This is a genomic window from Idiomarina piscisalsi (assembly GCF_002211765.1).
Taxonomy (GTDB): domain Bacteria; phylum Pseudomonadota; class Gammaproteobacteria; order Enterobacterales; family Alteromonadaceae; genus Idiomarina; species Idiomarina piscisalsi_A.
This window is the reverse complement of sequence record NZ_CP022133.1, coordinates 1968065-1990213: the sequence shown is the minus strand read 5'-3', so window position 1 is coordinate 1990213 and position 22149 is coordinate 1968065. Positions and strand designations below refer to the sequence as shown.

17 protein-coding genes and 1 tRNA gene are annotated in these 22149 nt (G+C 48.4%); 11 read left to right on the top strand and 7 right to left on the bottom strand.

All coding sequences use genetic code 11. From position 1 onward, the window contains the following. Nucleotides 1–99: 99 nt before the first annotated feature. Both CEW91_RS09605 and CEW91_RS09600 read left to right on the top strand, forming a co-directional pair. Complete coding sequence (locus CEW91_RS09605; RefSeq protein WP_088768744.1) at nucleotides 100–1680, top strand: hypothetical protein; 1581 nt, start codon at nucleotides 100–102, stop codon at nucleotides 1678–1680. A gap of 72 nt (nucleotides 1681–1752) precedes the next feature. Beyond that, on the top strand, nucleotides 1753–4458 hold the full coding sequence (locus CEW91_RS09600; RefSeq protein ID WP_088768743.1) for a TonB-dependent receptor domain-containing protein: 2706 nt from the start codon (nucleotides 1753–1755) through the stop codon (nucleotides 4456–4458). Nucleotides 4459–4521: 63 nt separating this feature from the next. Here the strand turns inward: CEW91_RS09600 and CEW91_RS09595 are convergent, their stop codons facing one another. Beyond that, the gene (locus tag CEW91_RS09595; protein WP_232506955.1) at nucleotides 4522–5415 is read right to left on the bottom strand and encodes a mechanosensitive ion channel family protein; all 894 of its coding nucleotides are present in this window, start codon (nucleotides 5413–5415) and stop codon (nucleotides 4522–4524) included. Nucleotides 5416–5519: 104 nt separating this feature from the next. Here CEW91_RS09595 and CEW91_RS09590 point away from each other — a divergent pair, with 104 nt between their 5' ends. After that, nucleotides 5520–7112 (top strand): ABC-F family ATPase, encoded by a 1593-nt coding sequence (locus tag CEW91_RS09590; RefSeq protein WP_088768741.1) that lies wholly within the window; start codon nucleotides 5520–5522, stop codon nucleotides 7110–7112. Here the strand turns inward: CEW91_RS09590 and CEW91_RS09585 are convergent. Next, complete coding sequence (locus CEW91_RS09585) at nucleotides 7109–7768, bottom strand: DUF1707 SHOCT-like domain-containing protein (protein ID WP_088768740.1); 660 nt, start codon at nucleotides 7766–7768, stop codon at nucleotides 7109–7111. The genes CEW91_RS09590 and CEW91_RS09585 overlap by 4 nt on opposite strands. Before the next feature lie 193 nt (nucleotides 7769–7961). Here CEW91_RS09585 and CEW91_RS09580 point away from each other — a divergent pair, with 193 nt between their 5' ends. The 7 genes from CEW91_RS09580 (at nucleotide 7962) to CEW91_RS09550 (ending at nucleotide 16128) form a co-directional block, all read left to right on the top strand. Next, nucleotides 7962–9173 (top strand): M24 family metallopeptidase, encoded by a 1212-nt coding sequence (locus CEW91_RS09580; protein ID WP_088768739.1) that lies wholly within the window; start codon nucleotides 7962–7964, stop codon nucleotides 9171–9173. Nucleotides 9174–9466: 293 nt separating this feature from the next. Continuing rightward, nucleotides 9467–9784, top strand: a complete 318-nt coding sequence (locus CEW91_RS09575) for a GreA/GreB family elongation factor (protein ID WP_232506954.1) — start codon at nucleotides 9467–9469, stop codon at nucleotides 9782–9784. A 227-nt stretch (nucleotides 9785–10011) separates the two neighbouring features. Continuing rightward, nucleotides 10012–10386, top strand: a complete 375-nt coding sequence (locus CEW91_RS09570) for a GreA/GreB family elongation factor (protein WP_088768737.1) — start codon at nucleotides 10012–10014, stop codon at nucleotides 10384–10386. Between the two features lie 82 nt (nucleotides 10387–10468). After that, a complete protein-coding gene (locus tag CEW91_RS09565) occupies nucleotides 10469–10792 on the top strand; it encodes a hypothetical protein (protein ID WP_232506953.1) in 324 nt (107 codons plus the stop codon). Nucleotides 10793–10837: 45 nt separating this feature from the next. After that, nucleotides 10838–12085 carry a TolC family protein gene (locus CEW91_RS09560; RefSeq protein ID WP_088768736.1) on the top strand — a complete coding sequence of 416 codons (1248 nt, stop codon included), beginning with the start codon at nucleotides 10838–10840 and terminating at the stop codon, nucleotides 12083–12085. Then, nucleotides 12082–12987 (top strand): efflux RND transporter periplasmic adaptor subunit, encoded by a 906-nt coding sequence (locus tag CEW91_RS09555; protein WP_088768735.1) that lies wholly within the window; start codon nucleotides 12082–12084, stop codon nucleotides 12985–12987. Before CEW91_RS09560 ends, CEW91_RS09555 begins: the two co-directional genes overlap by 4 nt. Before the next feature lie 12 nt (nucleotides 12988–12999). Further along, entirely contained in the window at nucleotides 13000–16128 is a 3129-nt protein-coding gene (locus CEW91_RS09550) for an efflux RND transporter permease subunit (RefSeq protein WP_088768734.1), read from the top strand. Nucleotides 16129–16311: 183 nt separating this feature from the next. Here CEW91_RS09550 and CEW91_RS09545 read toward each other — a convergent pair. The 4 genes from CEW91_RS09545 to CEW91_RS09530 form a co-directional block, all read right to left on the bottom strand. Beyond that, nucleotides 16312–16387: transfer RNA gene (locus CEW91_RS09545), tRNA-Phe, on the bottom strand. A gap of 103 nt (nucleotides 16388–16490) precedes the next feature. Beyond that, nucleotides 16491–18401, bottom strand: a complete 1911-nt coding sequence (gene speA, locus CEW91_RS09540) for a biosynthetic arginine decarboxylase (RefSeq protein WP_088768733.1) — start codon at nucleotides 18399–18401, stop codon at nucleotides 16491–16493. A gap of 3 nt (nucleotides 18402–18404) precedes the next feature. Then, the gene (gene speB, locus CEW91_RS09535) at nucleotides 18405–19310 is read right to left on the bottom strand and encodes an agmatinase (RefSeq protein WP_232506952.1); all 906 of its coding nucleotides are present in this window, start codon (nucleotides 19308–19310) and stop codon (nucleotides 18405–18407) included. Between the two features lie 30 nt (nucleotides 19311–19340). Beyond that, on the bottom strand, nucleotides 19341–20384 hold the full coding sequence (locus CEW91_RS09530) for an ATP-dependent 6-phosphofructokinase (RefSeq protein ID WP_088768731.1): 1044 nt from the start codon (nucleotides 20382–20384) through the stop codon (nucleotides 19341–19343). A gap of 71 nt (nucleotides 20385–20455) precedes the next feature. Between CEW91_RS09530 and CEW91_RS09525 the strand changes: the two genes are divergently transcribed. Beyond that, entirely contained in the window at nucleotides 20456–21526 is a 1071-nt protein-coding gene (locus tag CEW91_RS09525) for an Ldh family oxidoreductase (RefSeq protein WP_088768730.1), read from the top strand. Here the strand turns inward: CEW91_RS09525 and pdxH are convergent. After that, nucleotides 21507–22145, bottom strand: coding sequence for a pyridoxamine 5'-phosphate oxidase (gene pdxH / locus CEW91_RS09520; protein ID WP_088768729.1), 639 nt, complete (start codon nucleotides 22143–22145; stop codon nucleotides 21507–21509). The two genes, CEW91_RS09525 and pdxH, sit on opposite strands and share 20 nt — an antisense overlap. Nucleotides 22146–22149 lie beyond the last annotated feature (4 nt).

The following is a 22149-nucleotide window of genomic DNA, read 5'->3' as shown; positions in this document are numbered from 1 at the left end:
TTTGTGACACTTTTGTGTTGTCACAATCCTGTCATGCAAGCGTCCTAATCTGCTCCCGACTTAAATCACAACATGACACGAAGAAGTCGGGAGAACCCAATGAAATTCAATACCTTATTTAAGATATCTGCAGTGACCACAGCACTTCTATTAGCCGGTTGCGGTGGCGATATTAACGTGACGCCAACCGTGAATAATGGTGGTGGCTCGAATGCCGGCGGTGATACCGGGGGCGGTGACAGCGGTTCATCTAATCCATGTGCAACCTACGCAGACGTTCAGGGTGAATACGATGGTCAGGACTGCTCCTACGATACTGACTTTGCCAGTGCAACGATAGAAATTACGGAAGACATTACGTTTGATGAGTTGCCTGACGGCGGTGTGCACGTGTTTGAAGGCGCTTTGCAGATTGGTGAAGACTGTGACACCACGACGGGTTGTGAGATTAATCAAAACGGTCCGGTGATGACGGTTGAACCGGGAGCGATTTTAGCATTCACCTCTGGCGAAGCCATTATTCAGATTGCCCGCGGTGCGCAACTGAATGCTATTGGTACATTTGATAAACCGATTAAATTTACCTCGGCAAATGAATTTGACCGTTTAAACGTTTCTGGCGATGCGCCACGTTACGCAGACTGGGGTGGTATCATCATTAACGGTAACGGCATTACCAATGAGTGTACGGATGCTGAACGTGATGGCGGTACTTGTAACCGTGAGTCGGAAGGTATTGTCAGCTTCTACGGTGGTAACGACAACACGGACGACAGCGGCTCAATGAAGTACGCTCAAATTTGGTACGCAGGCTCAGGCCCTCGTGACGGCGGTGATGGCGACGACTTGAACTCACTAACGCTGAACGCAGTAGGTTCTGGCTCTTCTTACGAATTTATCCACATTCACCAGGGGTTCGATGACGGTATTGAGTTCTTCGGTGGTGCTGCTGATTTAAGAAACATTGTCGTTACAGATACTCAGGACGATTCGCTGGATATGGACGCTGGCTGGCAGGGACGTGCGCAATTCGTTTTTATTAAACATGGCACTGTGACGGTAGACGGCCAGACCAACTACATGGGGAACGGCGGCTTTGAGGCTGACGGTGAGAAAAACAATGGACCGGACTACTCGCAAGCACCGGCTTCTGCCCCAACCATTGCTAACGTGACCATTATTACCACTGACGGCACGTCTGTGCGCGACAACGACCCGTCAATTGCGACGAAGTTTGACGATAACTTCCAGGGTCAAATGTACAACGTTCTGAAAATTAAAGAAAACGGTACGGCAGATGACGGCTGTGTCTTCTTTACGTCAGACGGCGAAGCGGGCGTTGATAACGGCGAGCTCGACTTCTACAGCTCAGTACTAGCTTGTACTAATAACTTTGTTAGCACGGGTGACAATACGTTCGCTGATGGTGAGACCTACACTCAGTGGTACCAAAACGGCAGCGCGAACGAAATTCTGGACGGTTCAGCAACGGTACTGAACGATGACGGTATTTCAACTGACATGTCGTCATCTATCACGATTACGGCAAATGACTTAACCGGACTGAATGACGACTTCTTTACTGCGGTTGACTTCATCGGTGCATTGTCGAACGACGACACCAGCTCTGAATGGTATCAGTGGGTAGACAACGCAGTAACCGCCTCTGAGCAGGACTAAGTTGAGTTGCAGGTTAATGAATAGGCGCACACAGGTTGCGCCTATTTTCCGATTTTAGTGTAGGAGTTGGTTATGAAAAATCACTACAAACTCAAGCCTGTAGCACTGGCGGTTGGATTAGGTCTTGTCGCCACCAGTCCGGTAACCTTGGCTCAGCAAGCTGAAGACGCTGACATCGAGCGTGAATCGACCATTGAAGAGGTGGTGACTACCGGCAGTCGCTTGCAGGGAAGTGCTGCTGCGGTGGTTGAAGAGCGTAAAAATCAGGCTTTTGTGGCGGACATCTTAGGCGCTGAGCAGCTATCCCGCTCTGGTGACAGTGACGCTGCCTCAGCGTTGCGTCGCGTTACCGGTTTGACGTTGGTTGACGGCAAATTCATCTATGTTCGCGGCTTAGGTGAACGCTATTCGAGTGCCCGTATTAACGGTGCCAGTATTCCCAGCCCGGACTTAACCCGCAATGTGGTGCCACTGGATATTATTCCGTCGACCATTATCGAAAGCATGGCGGTACAAAAGGTGTTTTCACCGTCAATGCCGGCTGCTTTTGGTGGCGGTAACATCGACATTCGCACACGCTCTCTGCCAAATGATTTTGTTTTTAGCGTAGAAGCGGGTGTGGGTTTCAACAGCAATGCCGACGAAGGTTACACCTATAACCGTAACGACGCGGGTATTCCCGAAGGTATTCAAAACGCCATTGGTCGTTACGAAGGTGATTTTAGCTTACGTAATATCATTAATACGGATGGCTTAACCGGTAACGGCACCAGTGCCGGTGATCAGGCGCGCGCCATTAATGCGTCGTTAGCGAAGCAGTTGCCGCGTAACATGGTACTTAAGAAAGAGTCGTTAGATCCTAATTTTGATTTAAAAGCTACCTTGGGTAACAGCTTTGATGAGTCTTGGTTTGGAGGTACTTTCGGTGTCTTAGCGGCCGCTTCTTACGACAATGACTGGGATGCATCAGAGCGTCGTAACGCCGTCATCAGTAATAACGCGGAAGCAGGCTGTTCAACCTCGCTGGAAACCGCCGAGGATGTGTCGAATTCGTGTTACAACACCTTGTCGGAAACCACGGTAACCACAGAAACGGAACGCCTGAATGGTTTCTTCACGGCGGGTTATCAGCTCGATACTCACAATGTTAGCTACACCAAAATTTATCTGGAAGACTCAGAGGACGAGTCCGAGTTCGGTATTAAGCAAAGCCCCAACGGCAGTAACTTAAAAACCATCGCCGGAACCGGCATTGCTAACCGCGAGCATGAATTCAAGTATGAAGAGCGTGTTCTGAATGTCGATCAACTCCGTGGGCAACACACCTTCATGGATTACTGGGGGGTTGGCTTTGACTGGCAGTATACAGAGTCAAAAGCGGAAACGGACATTCCAACCGAGGTGTCGTATCGCTTTGATGACATTTATAACACCGACGGAAGCTTCTCCGAAACTCGGGTCACCGGTGATGACAACCGGGCGATTTTCCAGTTCGTTGACATGGAAGACAATGTGAAGTCTTACGGCGGTAATTTCTCGTTACCAATTATGTTGTCTGGTATTGAGCTGGAATTGAAAGCCGGTTACGATTTTATGGACAAGGCTCGCTATTACAGTACCAGTCGCTTCAGCCTGGATAACGCCTCGGGTTCACGCCTGTCGGTACTGGACGACTTAGACAATGTGTTGGGTGTTACGGGCTATTTGACGGATGAAGTCATCGACGAAAACGATTTTCGTATTACCTTCCGTGAGCCGGGGGCACCTAACGCTGATGACTATTTAGCGGCGCAGAAGATAGACGCGTACTACGGCGAGTTTGATGTGATATTCGACAATACTTGGCGCGTCAGCGGCGGTCTTCGCTACGAAGACTTTAAACAGGTGTCGTTGGCGACCTCGAGCTTGATTTTTGACGAGCAGGACTTGAATAACTATTTCAATCCTCAGCGCGTTGTCGATAGTTCGATTTCGGAAGACGATGTTTATACTGCCTTGTCATTAACCTACATGGCGAACGACAATTATCAGCTTCGCTTTGGTTATGGTGAAACGGTTGTCCGTCCGGATCTGCGTGAAACCGTACCGGTGGCTTACTACGACCCGGTGACTGACATTCGTACTTTTGGTACGGCTGGTCTGCAAAGCAGTGACTTAAAAAACTACGATGCACGCTTTGAATACTATGCCGATAACGGGGACAACTATACGGTTGCTGCGTTTTATAAGGACATTTCGAACCCGATTGAGTCAGTACTTCGTGTCGGCGATGAAGACTACACCTTAACGTATGTGAACGGTGAGTCGGCGGAAGTGTACGGCGTTGAGTTTGAGTGGTTGCACGACTTAGGCTACTTGGCGAACGGCTTCTTCACTTCCGGTAACTTAACCTGGAGTGATTCCGAAGCGTCGATTGATCCGGCGTTGGCGGGTAACTTAACCAACCCGACTAAGCGCATGACGGGTCACTCAGAATACGTTGCGAACTTCCAGTTGAACTATGACTCAGCAAACGGCGAGCACTCAACCTCGTTGGTGTATAACGTCTTTGGTGAGCGCATTCTGGCAGCTGGTGTCGGTGGTCGTGATGACGCTTATGAACAACCGTTCCACTCCCTGGATCTGGTTTACAACTACTATCCGAACTTCAACTCAAAGATTGGCTTAAAAGTGAAAAACTTGCTGGGTGAAGATCAGGAAGTGAACCAATCGGGCATTTTAGTCCGTAGTAAAGAAGTAGGAACAGTTGTTAGCTTGAGTTACAGCTACGAGTTTTAAGCGAAGTAATCCCTGGTTGTTATTGTTGTAATTGAACGCCACCTCATCTGAGGTGGCGTTTTTTTATGCGTCCGATTTGGTCATTTTGATTTCCAACGGCTTTAACGTATCCAAATGCACGTCGCGCTGTGGGAAGGCAATAACAATGTCGTTTGTATTTAACAAACCATTAATCTTAAATCGTACATCAGACTGAATTCGACGAATATCCATAGGCTGGTGGACGCTGGTCCAAAAATAGACGTTAAAGACCAGGGAGCTCTCACCAAAGTCTTCAAAAATGACCTCAACGGGATAGTCTTTGGATACTTGCTCGTGTTCGTCTGCTGCTTGCAACAAGAGTTCGCGCACTTTTTCAACGGGCGAGCCATAGGCAACACCAACTGTCACAACAGAGCGAATATCTGCGGAAACCAGTGTCCAGTTAACAACGCGCTGCTCCAAAAAGTAACTATTAGGAACCAACACGTGGACACCGTCGTAACGACGAATACGCACGCACCGATTGCCTATTTCTTCTACCCGACCGCGTTCCTTTTCTAACTCGACAATGTCGCCAATGCGAATAGGGCGCTCAGCGATTAAAATCATGCCCGAAATGAGGTTGTTGAGCAGGTTTTGTGCGCCGAAACCCACACCAATGGCTAATGCACCGCCAAGTACGGCAAATATGGTAATTGGAATACCCGCAACGGGAAGAGCAATGAGAACGATAAGGACATAGGCCAGAACGGAAAATAATTTGCGAAACGCAAAAACGGTATTCTGCGATGCATTGCCGGAGCTAAGTGCTCGCTTGACGAGTCGGGATCCAACCCAGCGAATAACAATAACACCAACAATGATAAGCGTTAGCGCAATAACGACCTGACTGAGGTGAATTTGAGCCTCTCCAGATTTCCAAAGCTCGGTATTCCAAATTTTACCAATATTCGTCGAAAGGTCTGTCCAGGACATTTGCATCATCAATTACCTATTTGTGAATCTTTCTTTGTAATTTACGGGAAAAACGCGTACATTGCGCGCTCATTTTTTACTCCCTCATCCTGGATATAGATTACGTGATTTCTGCTGCAAATATCACCATGCAATTTGGTGCGAAGCCTCTTTTCGAAAATATTTCTGTTAAATTCGGCAATGGCAACCGTTATGGTCTTATTGGCGCTAATGGCTGCGGCAAGTCGACCTTTATGCGCATTCTAAGCGGAGAGCAAGAGCCATCCGCCGGTAACGTGTCGTTAGAGCCCAACACCCGCATTGGTAAATTGCGTCAGGACCAGTTTGCCTATGAAGATTACAGCGTGGTCGATGCCGTTATTATGGGGCATGAAGAGCTGTGGGCGGTAAAAGAAGAGCGTGACCGTATTTACAGCAGCGGTGAGATGAGTGAAGAAGACGGCATGCGAGTTGCCGACTTAGAAACCGAATTTGCCGAGATGGACGGTTACACCGCCGAGTCTCGCGCCGGCGAATTGCTGTTAGGCTTAGGTATACCGGTCGAGCAGCACTTTGGCTTGATGTCGGCACTGGCGCCGGGTGTCAAAATTCGGGTGTTACTGGCGCAGGTGCTGTTTTCTGAGCCGGATATTATGCTGCTGGATGAGCCGACCAACAACCTGGACATTAACACCATTCGTTGGTTAGAAGAGGTGCTGGCGGAAAAGCAAAGCACCATGATCATTATCTCGCACGACCGTCACTTTCTGAACACGGTTTGTACGCACATGGCCGATATCGATTACGGCGAGCTACGTGTGTATCCGGGCAACTATGATGAATACATGTTTGCCGCCACTCAGGCGCGTGAACAGCTGATGAACGACAACGCCAAGAAGAAAGAGAAGATTGCGGAGCTGCAGAGCTTTGTGAGCCGCTTCTCGGCGAATGCCTCGAAGGCCAAGCAGGCAACTTCGCGTCAGCGGCAAATGGAAAAGATTCAGCTGGAAGAAGTGAAAGCATCCAGCCGAGTGAATCCGTATATTCGGTTCACGCAGGAGAAGAAGCTCTATCGTCTGGCGCTAGAAACCGACAATGTGCGTAAGAGCTTTGGTGAGCAAGCGGTGCTAAAAGGCTTGAGTACTTCAATAGAAGTGGGTGAAAAAGTGGCGATTATTGGCGCTAACGGTATTGGCAAAACGACTTTACTGAAGTGTCTGATGGGCGACTATACGCCGGAATCCGGCAGTATCAAATGGTCAGAAAATGCCAATATTGGTTATTACGCTCAGGACCACGCTCACCTGTTCAAACAGGAAATGACGGTGTACGAGTGGATGTATCAGTGGAAGCAACCGAGTGATGACGAGCAGTCGATACGCGGTGTTCTGGGACGGATGCTATTTTCTGCGGATGATATTCAAAAGCCTGTATCTATTTTGTCCGGTGGTGAGAAAGGCCGCATGATATTTGGCAAACTCATTTTGCAAAAGCCTAATATTCTGGTGATGGACGAACCAACGAACCACTTAGACATGGAGTCGATAGAGTCGCTGAACCTGGCGCTGGAACAGTTTGAAGGTACTTTGCTGTTTGTCAGCCATGACCGCGAGTTCGTATCGTCATTAGCGACCCGTATTATTGAAATTACCGACAAAGGCTTACGTGACTTTGCCGGCAGTTATGACGAGTATTTGGCACAGCTGGCTGCTGCTTAGTAGAAGTTCTTTGAGTTAAAGGTTTCTTTCAGGCTGTTTGCAAAAGCCACGAATTTCTCTTTAATGGTGCGTTTGACTTTTACCTCAACCGAACCGAGCACGTGAAAGCCTTCAATGCGAATATGGGGAACTTGCTTCAGGTTTCCCATGGATGGGGCTTTGTTTTCAGTGGAGCCAAGAATATTAAATACGTTGGTGCTTATCATGATTTCTTCAGGCACGTAAATTTCGAGACTTGAAAGCATCCCGACCACTTTGATCGTCACATCGGGGTGTTGGAATACGGCATCCGTAAAGTCGAGTTCGACAGAGCCCAGAAAATCATACACCGTTATTTCACGCGGAACGGTCCACACACCTGTTCGCTCATTGGATGACAAAATAGAGACGACATTTTCCGTTGGCTGGGCGCGTCCTTCACCATAGTGTGGCGAGAATTTTTGTTCTTTCATGCTGTCGTACGACGTGTCAGGCTTCAGCTCAAGGTCTTCTACTAGCGCAGCAAGTTGACTATGCTCGGTTGCGTCCATCGCCGCATCGAGACGGCGCTCAAACGCTTCTGAGGAAAGTTCCCCGTGACCGTAGTTCATGACCAGTTGGTCAATAGTTTCCTCACGAACCTTGTCTAAAGGTCGATCTTCGAATTTCACACTCATAATGCGTCCTTATTGTTCTTGTCTTTTTATTATGAGTCATAGTGCAAGAGTTAAGCCAAAAACAAAACCTATATAAATCAGTGTTTTAAAAATTAAATCCTAAAGCTGACTATTATATTTCGCCATTATTTAGCAGAATCGGCCATCTACTTGAATCTCGTTGTTCATACGAAATGACATTTTAGGAGGCAGAATGACCCACGGTGTAGGCATTACCGATGCAAAGACCGCCCTCGACGCATTAGAAGATATGACACTGAATGTTCAGCCCATTACATTAGAAGAGTATCAGGCGAGAGTCGACAAAGCCCAGACATTGATGCGAGCCAAGGGTATCGATGCAATGTATTTAAACGCGGGTACTAATTTAGAGTATTTTACCGGTTTAAAATGGTACCCAAGTGAGCGCCTGGTGGGCGCAATTGTGCCTGTCGAAGGCGCGGTTACATTAATAGCGCCTGCGTTTGAGATTGGGTCATTAACGCAGGCGATGAAACTGCCAATGGAGACCTTGCTGTGGGACGAACACGAATCACCCTACGATTATTTTATTGAGTTTCTGAAAGAGAATGAATTGACCAAGGGTAAACTCGCGCTGGACGAATCATCGTCTTATAGCATTGTTTCAAACCTTGAGGAGCGCTATCCGGCAGCGCAAATGTGCGACGCAAAAGTAATTACCGCTGAGTGTCGCATGCATAAGTCAAACGCTGAGCTCGCACTCATACAAACCGCAATGGATATGACCATGGCGGTGCATCGTGCGACCGGGGCAATGCTACAGGAAGGGGTAACGGCCTCAGAGGTGCGGGCGTTTATTGACGAGGCTCATCACAAAGTGGGCGCAAGTGGCTCTTTCTTCTGTATTGTGTTGTTTGGTCAGGGCACCAGTTATCCGCATGGCGTCAGTCATGAGCAAAAATTGGAAAAAAATGACTGGGTATTAATTGATACCGGTTGTAAGTTACATGGCTACCATTCTGACATTACCCGCACGTACCCATTCGGTGAGGCTAACGCTGAACAAAAGACATTCTGGCAATACGAGCGACAGCTTCAGCAAGCCGCATTTGATGCCGCGCACAATGGAAATACCTGCGAGTCGGTGGATGATGCGGTACGAGAGACGCTCGCTAAGCTTGGTTTAAAAGCCGATTATCAGTTACCCGGTGTCCCTCATCGAACCGGTCATGGTATTGGCATGGATTTACATGAATGGCCTTATCTGGTGGGCGGTGATAGAACCGTATTGGCACCGGGAATGTGCTTTAGCAACGAGCCGATGGTCATAAAACCAGATACTTTTGGGGTTCGTTTAGAAGATCACTTCTATATGACGGACGACGGTCCGGTGTGGTTTACCGAGCCGTCGCGTGCAATGGATGATCCGTTTAACCTTTTGTAAGCCTGGTTTTACCCGCTTGCTTTAAATTTTTAACGGGCTATGATGTTCTCAAGTTGTTTTGAGGACATCATGTTTAAGTATAACTACTCAATACAGAGTACCGCTCTCACCTTTCCAAATTAAGCCGAACGCAGCTCATGCGTTCGGCTGTTCTTCTATTGTTGTAATTCCACAGTTATTTATTCATTAGTTCGGTTGGAGATAAAGCCGTGCTTATGCGCATGTTTAGGCCCTGTAAGGGGTCAGTATGTTTAGGTAATCCCATTTTTCAAAACGCGGGGCAAAGAGTGTTAATGGACCCCATTGAGCTGAGTCTACTGCTGGAAAGGCTTGAATTTAGCCAAAAGAATAGCTCACGACTATTGGGGCGAATAACGGTTGGCTCCTCTGTAACCATTAAAAATAGAGAGACCCGGGAAAAGTTGACCGTCACTTTAGTGCCACCGGAACTGGCAGAGCCCGAAGAGCAGATGATTTCCTTTATATCGCCTTTAGGATCGGCGTTGTTGGGGCTCAAATTAGGGGATGTTGCGGTGACTGAATTTGGCAGAAGAACTGACAAGTGGGGCGTTATTTCTGTAAACCAAAGAAAAGTCATTACAGACCTTTAAACACTCATGCCTTAAGGAGGGTAGAGCCTTGGAGTAACTTAGTTGTGCAATAGCTTAAGTCATTTTAGATATTGAACAGATAAGGTGAATCCAATGAGTAAAGAGAAAGAAAAGAAGAAACCTCAGATGACGTTAAAAGAGAAACGTAAACAAAAGAAGAAAAAGAAGCTTAATGATGAGTAACGAATAAGGGGCTCTTCGGAGCCCTTTTTTAATGGAGAAGAAATATGGAAACAAAACCAAAAATAACGATATCAACATTTGATATGACAGTGATTGAAAATAGTCTGGAAGAAACCCGCTTGCCGCCGGAATTTTTAGACGAACTGGAAGCCGAGTTGGCGCGTGCCGAAGTGCTGGAACCTGCCGCTGTGCCAGAGAATGTGGCGTGCTTGAATAAACAAGTTACCTTTAAGGTACTTGAAACGGGCAAAGTGTTTACAAAAACGCTGACAGCCCCTGAACAAGTGGATAAATACGACGACAGTCTATCGGTCTTCGCACCACTTGGCGCCGCGCTTATCGGTTTGTCTGTAGGGCAGTCTATTCAATGGAAAACCAACCGTGGCCTGCAGTCCGTTGAAATTATTCATGTGGCGTAACCTGATGCTATTGCTTCAGGTGTGATATTCCAGCGCGGTTCTGCGCTGGTCTTTTGGAAAAGTATTCGATAAAGTGCTCACCATGAAACTATCTTGGTTGCTTATCACCGTCGTATTGATACACAGTTTTTTTACCTGTGCGTCGGCGGCTGGGCACGTGGAAGACCTCCATCACCAAAGCGTAGATATTGTCTTTGACGCAGACCGTGCTGCCGAACATCAACAGACCAACGACGCGCAACCAGAAATAGAGCACGAGCATCAATTTCATGCCCATATAAGCTGTATTACTGGCTACGGAGTGTTTGTTTCCGTAACACCAGTCATCGTGGCTTCTAATTCAAAATCTTCAACATTTGGTCAAAGCCTGACGCATCAACCACCGGTGCCTCCACCAAACGCGTAACCGTTAACTTTAATTCCTAAATCTTTAAGTTAATGGAGAAGCTACATGAAGTACTTAAGCTTTGTGGCGGTCTTATGTCTTGGCGTTCTATTGTCAGAGGCACATGCTGCTGCAACCGAGTTAACGCTGGAAGAAGCGTTACAGAAAACATTAGAAAACAACCCTGAATTACTTGAATACGATTATAAAATACGTGCTGCCGCCGCGATGGTTGAACAGGCTGAGTTTTCACGCAACCCGACCTTGTCAGCCGAAGTTGAGAACTTTGCGGGCTCTGGTGAGTTTGGGGGGATCAATAACGCTCAGCTGACGGTGTCTTTTTCTCAGCTTATTGAGCTAGGGGATAAAAGGCAGTTGCGAGTGGATGCTGCCACGGCGAATGAAAAAGCTCAGCAAGCGGAATATGAGTACCGCCGAGTTGAAGTTTTAGCTGAAGCGACACAACGTTTCTATGAAGTTTTGAAGTTACAGCAGTTGGCGCTCATCAGTGCTCGCCAGGTAAAGCGAACTGCGCGCCTACTCACAATAGCGAAAGAGCGGGTATCAGCCGGAGCGGTGCCGAAATCTGAGGTTATCCGCATTCAGCTAGAATTAGAGCGCCAATACGCTTTTTCTGATGAGTTAAAGGGTAAGTTCAAGCAGCAGAAAGCCGAGTTGGCATCGATGTGGGCTGGCGACATCGACTTTGACTTGGTGTCAGGACGTTTCGTTTTCCCGTTGGCGTTACCTGCAAGGGGGGAAGTGCTCACGGCCGTTAATCAGGCTCCGGAATACTTGCGGTTGCTAGACTCTGAGCAGCTTTTGCAAGCTCAAGCGAATGCGTTAAAGGCAGATTCTGTTGCGGATGTGACTGTTGGTATCGGTGCCCGTTATAACAACCAATTAAATGATGCCGGTTTTACCGTTCAGGCCTCAATGCCATTGCAGTTAAGCAATCCTAATGTGGGCCGTATTAAGCAACGGCGTATATTGCATCAATCGAACCTCGCACAACAGAAGCAGGTTCGACAACAACTGAAATCTGTGGCGCTTTCTTTAGTGCATAGCTTACATACTCACCAAGACTACCTGCAAAAGGTGACACAGCGCCTACTACCATTATCTGAACAGCTATTGGAACAAACTCGGCAGGGTTACGCGCGAGGTAGGCATTCCTTGCTTCAGGTGCTAGATGCCCAGACAGAGCTCGCCAAACTTGAGTATGAAAAATTATCCCGAGCGCATGCGATCTACAGCGACATAATCCAACTTGAACGCATGACAGGACAACCATTTTTAGGAGTACAACCATGAAACTTAAGCAGTCAGTGATTGCGATAATCAGTATCGCTATTTTTTCAATGTCTGCGGCTGCTTCGCAAGAGCAACATTCAGAACACGAAGCACCTCATACAAATTTGAGCGATGTAGCCATAAAAAATGCTGAAATAACCATGACCACAGCTGGGTCGCAGGAGATTAACGTAAAGCAAACTCTATTTGGTGTTATTGCCCCCAATAACAATAACATCGTGCATGTCGGCGCCAAGTATAAAGGCCTTGTCACTTCGCTACCGGTGAATATCGGTGATGTGGTGAAATCAGGGCAAACTCTTGCGGTGGTTGAGAATGTTACTACCGGCACGGCGTTTGCGGTGAAAAGTCCAATTAACGGCGAAGTCACCGAGCGATATACCAATATCGGCGAAGTGGTAGAGCAAAAGCCTTTATTTGAAATCTTGGATTCTTCATCGGTTTGGGTGGAGCTTTCAGCGTTTCCGGAAGACATTGAGTCTCTGCGAGAGAATCAAACGGCCTTCGTTTACGACCTGCATCATCACAAGACCGTTGAAGGTGTTGTGTCTTATATATCTCCTAAAATGAGCGGCGGACATATCGCACGGGCGCGTGTGCAACTGCCGAATGAATCGGGCCACTGGCGGCCAGGCATGCACGTTAAAGCTGACGCAGTTACCGACATTTTTACCGCAAGCTTAGCAGTCGATAACGAAGCGATTCAGCGCTTAGAAGATAAACCGGTGGTGTTTGTTCAGGAAGGTAACCGTTTTGAAGCCCGTAGCCTTAAGTTAGGCCGCACGGATGGCGAATTTACCGAGGTTTTATCAGGCCTGGAAGGCGGCGAACGTTATGTCGTTGAGAATAGCTATTTGATCAAAGCTGACATTCTCAAACAAGGTGCTGGCCACAGTCACTAGGGAGATTCAACAATGATAGATGCACTCATTCGCTTTGCGGTTGAGCGTCGGTGGCTGGTGCTCGCAGCAACCCTTTTAGTTGCTGCCGCTGGTATCTACAGTACGCTAAAGCTGCCCATAGACGCCGTGCCCGATATTACCAATGTTCAGGTACAGATAAATTCAGAAGCGCCAGGCTATTCACCTTTAGAAACGGAACAACGAATTTCGTATCCGGTAGAAACAGCGATGGCGGGCTTACCCAAACTGGATTATACGCGCTCGATCTCACGGTATGGACTGTCGCAGGTGACCGTAGTATTCGAAGAAGGTACCGATATTTACTGGGCTAGACAGCAAATCAGTGAGCGATTACAAAAGGTCAGAGGTGAAGTACCACAAGGCATAGAGCCTAATATGGGGCCTATTGCGTCTGGTCTGGGCGAGATCGTGAATTACGTGGTGCGTGCTGAAGAGGGGGCGACTAACGCCAATGGCAAGCCTTATACGCCAGAGCAGTTACGTACCATTCAAGACTGGATCATTAAACCACAGCTGGTCAAAGTGCCGGGCGTGACGGAAATTAATAGCGTTGGTGGTTACGAAAAACAATACCAGGTAGCACCAATCCCGGGCCGCATGCTGGCTTACAAAGTGACTATGCAGGACTTGTTCAAAGCGTTAGAGCTGAACAACAGGAATGCGGGGGCTGGTTACATTGAGAAAAATGGTGAACAGTGGCTTGTACGCTCGCCCGGTCAGCTCAAAACGCTTGATGAGATTCGAAATGTGGTTATAACCAAGCGTGACGATGCGCCAGTGCGCGTCAGCGATGTTGCTGAGGTCAAACTGGGAGAGCAACTACGTACTGGTGCGGCAACCTCGGGCGAGAGTGAGGTGGTATTAGGCACCGCCATGATGTTGATTGGTGAGAACAGTCGTATTGTTGCCCAGAATGTTGCAGATAAAATTGACGAAGTGCAACGAAGCCTACCAGACGGAGTGGTGATTGAAACGGTGTATAACCGTACTTCTCTCGTTGATAAAACCATTGCAACGGTCGAGAAAAACTTGTTTGAAGGGGCGGTACTGGTCATTGTTGTCCTGTTTATACTACTCGGGAATGTCCGGGCAGCGCTAATTACAGCCTGTGTCATTCCGTTGAGTATGCTATTTGCTGTTAGCGGTATGGTTGCCAACAAAGTGTCCGGTAACCTGATGAGCCTGGGGGCAATTGACTTTGGCATTATTGTCGATGGTGCGGTTATAGTGGTTGAAAACGTGTTGCGACGGCTTGGAAATGCACAGCAACGCTTAGGCCGGACGCTGACCACTAAAGAGCGTTTAATTGAAGTCACTCATAGTACTCGTGAGGTATTTAACCCTGCGGTATTTGGGGTGCTTATTATTATGCTGGTGTACTTGCCAATATTCGCCCTAAGTGGGGTTGAAGGAAAGATGTTCCACCCGATGGCTTTCACAGTGGTAGCGGCATTGCTAGGGGCGCTTATTTTCTCGGTGACTTTTGTACCCGCGGCTATTGCAATATTTGTGCGTGGCAACATTCAGCACGGTGAAAACCGCATCATGCGGGCGGCTCGCAAAGTGTATCAGCCGGTTTTACGGCAGACACTGAAGCTTCCGGAGGTCATTATTTTGATTGGCTTTGGCCTATTTGTGGTGTCCATGTTTCAGGCCAGTCGCATGGGAACTGAGTTCTTACCTCAACTGGATGAAGGCGATATTGCAATGCATGCGCTGCGTATTCCGGGGACAGGACTGCAACAATCCATCGACATGCAAAAAGACGTAGAGTCTGTGGTCTCGCAGTTTGATGAAGTAAAATTGGTGTTCTCGAAAATTGGTACCCCGGATGTTGCGACTGACCCGATGCCACCGAGCGTCGCGGATACTTTTATTATTTTAAAGGAGCGCAAGGACTGGCCAAACCCAGAGAAACCCAAAGAGCAATTGGTTGTGGAAATACGAACCGCTGTGCAAGAGTTGCCCGGTAATAAGTACGAGCTTACGCAGCCTATTGAAATGCGTTTTAACGAACTTATCGCTGGTGTGAGAGCCGATTTGGGGGTTCGTATCTATGGTGACGACTTGCAGACATTAAAGCAGCTCGGCGATTCAGCTGCATCCGTCATCCGAAAAGTTGATGGTGCCGCCGATGTTCGCGTCGAACAAATGACGGGCTTATCAACGCTTTCTGTCCATCCTAAACGTGATCATTTGGCCCTGCTTGGCTTAACGGTGGCGGACGTACAAAGCGCAATACAAGCCGCAGTTGGCGGTGTTCAGGCTGGAATTATTTACGAAGGTGATAAGCGGTTTAAGCTTATGGTGCGTCTGAATGACGGTTGGCGCGACAGCATTGAACAGCTGAAGTCGATGCCGGTGGATGTTTCTGCGGATAATCCGGAGCTGCAGTACGTGCCATTAGGCGAGATCGCTGAGTTGAGCTTAAAAAGTGGACCAAACCAAATTAACCGGGAGAGTGGCAAGCGCAATGTCATTGTGAGTGCAAATGTCGAAGATCGGGATTTAGGATCGTTTGTTGCTGATGTGCAAAACGCGATAAACGCTGAGGTTAACTTGCCGGCTGGTTACTGGGTCAATTATGGCGGAACTTTTGAACAGCTGCAGTCAGCGTCGCAACGGCTCAGTCTGGTTGTTCCGTTGGCATTATTACTGATTATCGGTTTGCTATACAGTGCCTTTAACTCGATCAGTAGCGCCTTAGTGATCTTCACTGGTGTACCGCTGGCGTTAACCGGTGGAATATTTGCGCTGGCGCTGCGTGATATGCCGTTATCTATTTCAGCAGCGGTTGGCTTCATTGCGCTATCCGGTGTGGCTGTCTTAAACGGCGTGGTGATGCTGACGTTTATACGGCAGCTATTACGTGACGGGCTCCCCCTGAGAGATGCGGTGTTTGAAGGTGCGCAACAACGGTTAAGACCTGTACTGATGACTGCTCTCGTAGCTAGCTTGGGCTTTGTTCCGATGGCGTTTAATAGCGGTGTGGGTGCCGAAGTGCAGCGGCCGTTAGCGACAGTGGTTATTGGCGGTATTGTATCGTCAACATTGCTGACATTGGTGGTACTGCCAGCGCTTTATTATTTAGTGCAGCGCTTTAAAAAAATAGAGAGTTAGATCATTGAGCGCAGTTAGAGCACGCTTTTATGAGCGATCTTTAACTGCCTCAACTCACGCGAACGTCGCCTTGGCTTTGGAAGGCGGTAACGTCAGGTTATAGGCCTGTGTTACTAAGCGTGTTACATCCGTTACTCAGAAACGAAAAAGCCCCGCACTAAGTGCAGGGCTTTAGGAATAAGTTGGTGCCCGGAGGCGGAATCGAACCACCGACACGAGGATTTTCAATCCTCTGCTCTACCGACTGAGCTATCCGGGCAACGGCGTGTATTAAACGTTTTTTTCGGTTTCGAGTCAACCGCTTTTCGTGCCTTTTTTACTGTTTGCTCAGTAATTGCACATTAAGCGGTTGTTTTGGTGAATTATTCAACGCTTAAGTAGGTGCTGCCGGCCAAACACTTCTCGTAAAAGTTTGTCCAGCGAACACCAGCTCTTGGTGCCAGGCCACCATTTCGAACCTGGCGGTCAATTTGCTTCTTCACCGCTTTGGCCATGTATTCTGTATTGTACTGCATGGTTTGTAGTACTTTTTCAGCCGACGTACCCGGTACTACTTCCTCAATGTAGAAGTCACCGCGCTCGTCATCGTGACAATACACGTGCACTTCTGTCAGTCGGCCGAAGAGGTTGTGCATGTCGCCCATCACGTCCTGATACGCACCCGTTAAGAATAGCCCGACATGATAATCTTCGCCCTTACGCAACGAATGCATGGGAATGTTATCGCTTATTTCAGTGCCTTCAATGTATTTGCCCAGCTTACCGTCACTGTCACACGTAATGTCGGCTATAGAGCAACGCACTTCCGGCTTCTCGTTTAAGCGCGAAATAGGCACTATTGGCAATACCTGACCAATGGCCCAGGTGTCTGCGGCTGACTGGAAAATAGAGAAGTTACACAGGTACTGGCTGGCGAGCATATCTTCAAGCTCTTCCAGCTCTTGAATAACATAGGCATCTTTGTCGAGGGACTGATGAATGTCTGCCAGTATTTGCCAATACATGGTATCCAATTTCGCCATTTCCTGTAACGACAAAATGCCCAATTTAAAGGCTTCATAAGCATTCTGTTTATAGCCAGCGGCGTCGTTGTAACGCTCTTGAGGGTGGAACTGGTCACCTGACTGGTGCAGCTCGCGCATATTTTTCACCAAAATATGCTCGTCCTCGCTGGGGCTGACATCGAAATTGGTGCTAGCTGGCTTTATTTCACCGACAATATTGGTGACGACACAGCTATGGTGCGCCGTCATTGCACGGCCACTCTCGCTGACTAAGTTTGGATGCGGTACTTCTTCTAAGTCACACACCTGTTTTACGCCCCAAACCACGTCAGCTACGTATTCTTCGGTTGAGTAGTTGCGAGAAGAGTCGCTGGTGGTACTGGTACCGTCGTAGTCAATGCCCAAACCACCGCCAATATCTAAGTACTCGAGCGGTACGCCTTCCTGAATAAGCTTAGCGTACAAACGAGCGCCTTCGCTGACGGCCTCTTTAATTTTACGAATGTCTGACAGCTGGCTGCCAATGTGAAAGTGCAGAAGCTTGGCACAATGCAGCATGTCTTCCTGGCGTAAGCGTTCAACCACATTCAGTATTTCAGCAATGCTTAAACCAAATTTAGCACGGTCACCACTGGAGCCAGCCCATTTACCGGCGCTTTTCACCATCATTTTTGAGCGCAGACCAATCATAGGCTCAACGCCTAATTCTTTGGCCAGCGGAATCAGCATTTCGAGTTCGCTGTATTTTTCAATGACAATGATCATCTTACGGCGTAACTGACGGCCAAGCAGTGCCAGCGTCAGGTAGTCTTTGTCTTTGTAGCCGTTCAGTATGGTCAGCGCGTCGGGGTTTTCATTGTAAGCCATAACGGCCATGAGCTCTGGCTTAGAACCCGCTTCCAGCCCGTAATTGTACGGTTCGCCAGCGTCCATGATTTCTTCAACCACTTCGCGCATTTGGTTGACTTTAATCGGGAACACACCGCAATACTTGCCGTTATAATCGGCGTCCTGAATTTGCTGCGCGAAGGTCTCGTTAATAATTTCGACTTGCGAGCGCAAAATGTCGTGAAAACGAATCACCGCCGGCAGCTCAATGCCTTCTGACTTTATTTCTTCAACCACTTCCTGCATATCAATGGCCAAATCAGGCAGGCGATGATTCGGGCGAATTTGAATGTTGCCGTTGTCGCCAATCGAAAAATAACCTGCGCCCCAACGGTTAACGCCATACAATTCTTCTGCTTGATCAATATTCCAGTCTGACATCAATTAGGCTCCTGCGCGCTCTAAAGCAAGTAACAGCTCGCGCACCACTTTGGCCGCGAATACATTGGAGTTGCCGGTAGGGTCTATCGGCGGTGAAAGCTCAACAGCGTCGGCGCCGACGAAGTTTTTCTGGCGCAGAATTTTCATTAAGCTGACAAACGAGTGAAAGTCTTCGCCGCCGGGCTCTGGTGTACCGGTTCCCGGGAAAAATGATGGGTCAAAGTAGTCCAAATCTAACGTCAAATAGACCGGTCTGTCTGCCGCAATAGCATTAACACTTTCTAAGAACTCCTGACGCGATTTACGAATGGTTTTGTGCTCTTTCATCCACTGATATTCGTCCCGCGTACCAGAACGAATACCGTACTGGATAAGCTCATGACCAGGACCGAAATGATCAACCGAGCGGCGAATGATCGACGCGTGTGAATAGTGGTAGCCTAGAAACCCATCGCGCAAGTCAGCGTGAGCGTCTAGATGCAACAGCACTAAATCTGGGTATTGCTTCAAATATTTCACAATAGGCGCGTAAGAAATTGAATGCTCACCACCTAACGTCAGTAGCTTAATGTTTTCTTTGGCTAAATCGACGTCGTCAAAAATCTGGTTAAAATCACTCAGCGCATGATGCCACTGTTTTTCTTCGTCATCGTCAAAGCCCAGCCGCAAATTACCTAAATCATAAAAGGTATGGTCTTCAAGGTCAGCATCTAAATAGGGTGAGTAAGACTCGATGTCTTCAGAAACCGAACGCAGACCATCCGGCCCCTCTTTGGTGCCTTTGCGAAAACAGGCGGTGCCGTCAAAGCCAAATCCTAAAATATGTGTGTGATCCGAGTGTAATTCGGTACTGTGCTCAGCACCAAAAAACGGACGGATAGGATCGTTCAACGATACGGGTAGTGACATTGCGGGCATGCGCTTTAGTGACCTCTCTTTCTAGTCGTCAGTTTGTGTCGATTTCTGCCGATTCTTTTTAATCGGGTTAAACAGGCTTTGCTGAATATTAATGAGCTCTTCGCTCAGCTTTTTACGTTTTGTCCAGGTTTCAGACAGCGGTGTAGCGCTTAGTTCGTTAGCACTAACCCCTGCCATAACACCGGTCTGATTTTGGCGGACTAATTCTACCGCATGAACGCCCAAACGTGTTGCTAAAATTCTGTCCATAGCCGTTGGGCGGCCACCTCGTTGCACGTGTCCTAATAAACACGGCCGACACGGTAAGTTAAGACGATCTTCCAGCTGTTCTGCAAGTCGAACGGCACCACCCGGCCACTGGTTTTCACACAGTACCATCACGTAACTGGAATCACCGCGGACGCGTTGCACCGATTCAATGTGCTTTACCAGCGCTTCGACCGTTAATGGTTTGTCTTTTTGCAGTTCCGGCAGAATCATGCGCTCTGCACCGCATGCCATGGCACTGCTGATACCAATATAGCCGGCGTTACGACCCATGACTTCCACAATGAAGACGCGATCCATGGCTTCTGCGGTATCACGAATTTTATCCAATGCGTCCATAGCGGTTTCAACCGCCGTGTCATATCCAATAGTGTGATCGGTGCCATAGAGATCATTATCGATGGTGCCGGGAACACCGATAATCGGACCGTTCCAAAATTTCGCTAAATGGTCGGCGCCACGGAACGAACCGTCACCGCCAATAACAATAAAAGCGTCAATTTGGTGCGCGTCTAAATTGGTTGCTGCTTCGCGCCCACCCTCATCGGATTTAAAACGTTCACTACGGGCGCTTTTAATAATGGTGCCCGAGTACTGCATAATATGTTCGACGTCTTCTCTGTCTAAGCGCACAAAGTCGTTATTGAGTACGCCTTCGTAACCATGTCGAAAACCTATCACCTCAATGCCGTAATTTTCCGCAGCTAATACCACCGCACGAATGGCCGCGTTCATCCCTGGCGCATCACCGCCGCTGGTAATCAATGCAATTCTGTTTATTGTGTTATCAGATGACACAATCTGTACTCCTTGATAATGTCTTATGCGTAGCTTAAACGACCTGCTAGCCGTCACCAAGAGGAAATTTCATGAACACCGACGTGTCACGTTTTGATTATTCTGAATTAGCGCAATGGGCGCAGTCGTGCTTAACCAATTGTGGGGCATCGGGCGAGGTAGCTCGCCATGTGGCGTACTATCTTCTGGAGGGAGATTTACTGGGGTTTAGTACACACGGTTTAATTCGTTTGCTGAATAATTGCCAATGGTTAAAAGACGGTAAAAGCTTGCCAAAAGGGCAACCGCTGGTATTGAGTGAACGCGCCGCTGTTGCGAATTGGGACGCTCAGTTTTTGCCGGGACCCTACGTGGTGCCGCAAGCGGTCAATGCGGCGTGCGAAATGGCCAAACAAGCGGGTACGGGAACGGTGGTGTTGCGACGTAGCCAACATGTGGCGTCTCTGGCTGCCTATTTAACCATTGCCACTGACAAAGGCATGGTGGTGAATTTAATGTGCTCGACTCCGGGTCAGAGGGCGGTTGCGCCGTTCGGCGGGAAAGAAGCGGTGTTTTCGCCGAACCCTTTTGCGGTGGGTGTACCCAGCTCAAAAGAGCCGATGCTGTTTGATATCAGCTTTTCAATGACGGCGGCCGGTAAAGTGCGCCAGGCAAAAGCCAATGGCGAAAAATTACCTTACAAAGCGTTAATAAAGCCGAACGGCGATTGGACAGATGACCCGCTTAGCTTCTTTGAGTCGCCTGGCAGCGCTATTGCCCCTCTGGGAGGCGAGCAATTAGGGTATAAAGGCTATGGATTAACCTTGTTCAGTGAAATCTGGTCCATGGCGCTGGCGCAATACGGTCGTGTGCAGGGCGCTGAGGACGGTGACGCGAATACGGTATGGGTTCAGGTGATTGACCCGGAAGCCTTTGGGGAGAAAGGCGAGTTCCTGAAGCAGGTTGACAGTTTATTAGATGATGCACGCAACAGTGCTCCGGCTGACCCTGAGTTACCGGTTCGCGTGCCGGGCGAGGCTGCTCTTGCCCGTAAGCGCGAGCAGCTCAAAAAGGGAGTGGTTTACACCCCTTCGACACTGAAAGTATTAAAGCGTTGCGCCGAATTTTGTGAGGTCGAATTGCCTACGGCTGCAAACGGGTAATTCGCCAATGGTCACCGTCGCGGGTGTACTGATAGCGATCGTGAAGGCGGTGTTTGCCGCCTTGCCAAAACTCGAAAGTGTCGGGAATAACGCGATAGCCTCCCCAATGACGTGGGCGCGGCACGTCGGTATCAGCGTATTCTTTCAGTAACGCCTGATAATGGCTTTCTAATACATCGCGGCTATCAACCGGGCGACTTTGTTGAGAGGCAAGGGCGGCTACCTGACTTTCTTTCGGACGCGAATGAAAGTACGCATCGTTTTCTTCGTCACTTAATTCAACGGTCTGTCCGATAATGCTGATTTGTCGCTCAAGTGCAAGCCAGGCGAAATGCAACGAAACCTGATTGTTATTGCGAATATCGTCGCCTTTATGGCTATTCTTATTGGTGTAAAAGCAAAAGCCTTGCTCGTTATAGCCTTTTAGCAGAACAATGCGTTGGCTCGGTACGCCATCAGCATTGACCGTTGCCACAGTCATTGCCGTTGGATCCGTCAATACGCCGCTATCAATGGCGTGCTTCATCCAGTGTTCAAATTGCTCTACCGGGCTGGCAAATAATTGCTCGCGGTGCAAACTGCCTAAACCGTATTCACGGCGCATGGCCTGTAAATCCATAGTG

Excerpts from the sequence above, each read along its gene's own strand:
- CEW91_RS09605 (WP_088768744.1), top strand. The coding sequence starts at position 100 with ATGAAATTCAATACCTTATTTAAGATATCTGCAGTGACCACAGCACTT.
- CEW91_RS09600 (WP_088768743.1), top strand. The coding sequence starts at position 1,753 with ATGAAAAATCACTACAAACTCAAGCCTGTAGCACTGGCGGTTGGATTA.
- CEW91_RS09595 (WP_232506955.1), bottom strand. The coding sequence starts at position 5,415 with ATGTCCTGGACAGACCTTTCGACGAATATTGGTAAAATTTGGAATACC.
- CEW91_RS09585 (WP_088768740.1), bottom strand. The coding sequence starts at position 7,768 with ATGAGTGTGAAATTCGAAGATCGACCTTTAGACAAGGTTCGTGAGGAA.
- CEW91_RS09580 (WP_088768739.1), top strand. The coding sequence starts at position 7,962 with ATGACCCACGGTGTAGGCATTACCGATGCAAAGACCGCCCTCGACGCA.
- CEW91_RS09575 (WP_232506954.1), top strand. The coding sequence starts at position 9,467 with ATGGACCCCATTGAGCTGAGTCTACTGCTGGAAAGGCTTGAATTTAGC.
- CEW91_RS09570 (WP_088768737.1), top strand. The coding sequence starts at position 10,012 with ATGGAAACAAAACCAAAAATAACGATATCAACATTTGATATGACAGTG.
- CEW91_RS09565 (WP_232506953.1), top strand. The coding sequence starts at position 10,469 with ATGAAACTATCTTGGTTGCTTATCACCGTCGTATTGATACACAGTTTT.
- CEW91_RS09560 (WP_088768736.1), top strand. The coding sequence starts at position 10,838 with ATGAAGTACTTAAGCTTTGTGGCGGTCTTATGTCTTGGCGTTCTATTG.
- CEW91_RS09555 (WP_088768735.1), top strand. The coding sequence starts at position 12,082 with ATGAAACTTAAGCAGTCAGTGATTGCGATAATCAGTATCGCTATTTTT.
- CEW91_RS09550 (WP_088768734.1), top strand. The coding sequence starts at position 13,000 with ATGATAGATGCACTCATTCGCTTTGCGGTTGAGCGTCGGTGGCTGGTG.
- speA (WP_088768733.1), bottom strand. The coding sequence starts at position 18,401 with ATGTCAGACTGGAATATTGATCAAGCAGAAGAATTGTATGGCGTTAAC.
- speB (WP_232506952.1), bottom strand. The coding sequence starts at position 19,310 with ATGTCACTACCCGTATCGTTGAACGATCCTATCCGTCCGTTTTTTGGT.
- CEW91_RS09525 (WP_088768730.1), top strand. The coding sequence starts at position 20,456 with ATGAACACCGACGTGTCACGTTTTGATTATTCTGAATTAGCGCAATGG.
- pdxH (WP_088768729.1), bottom strand. The coding sequence starts at position 22,145 with ATGGATTTACAGGCCATGCGCCGTGAATACGGTTTAGGCAGTTTGCAC.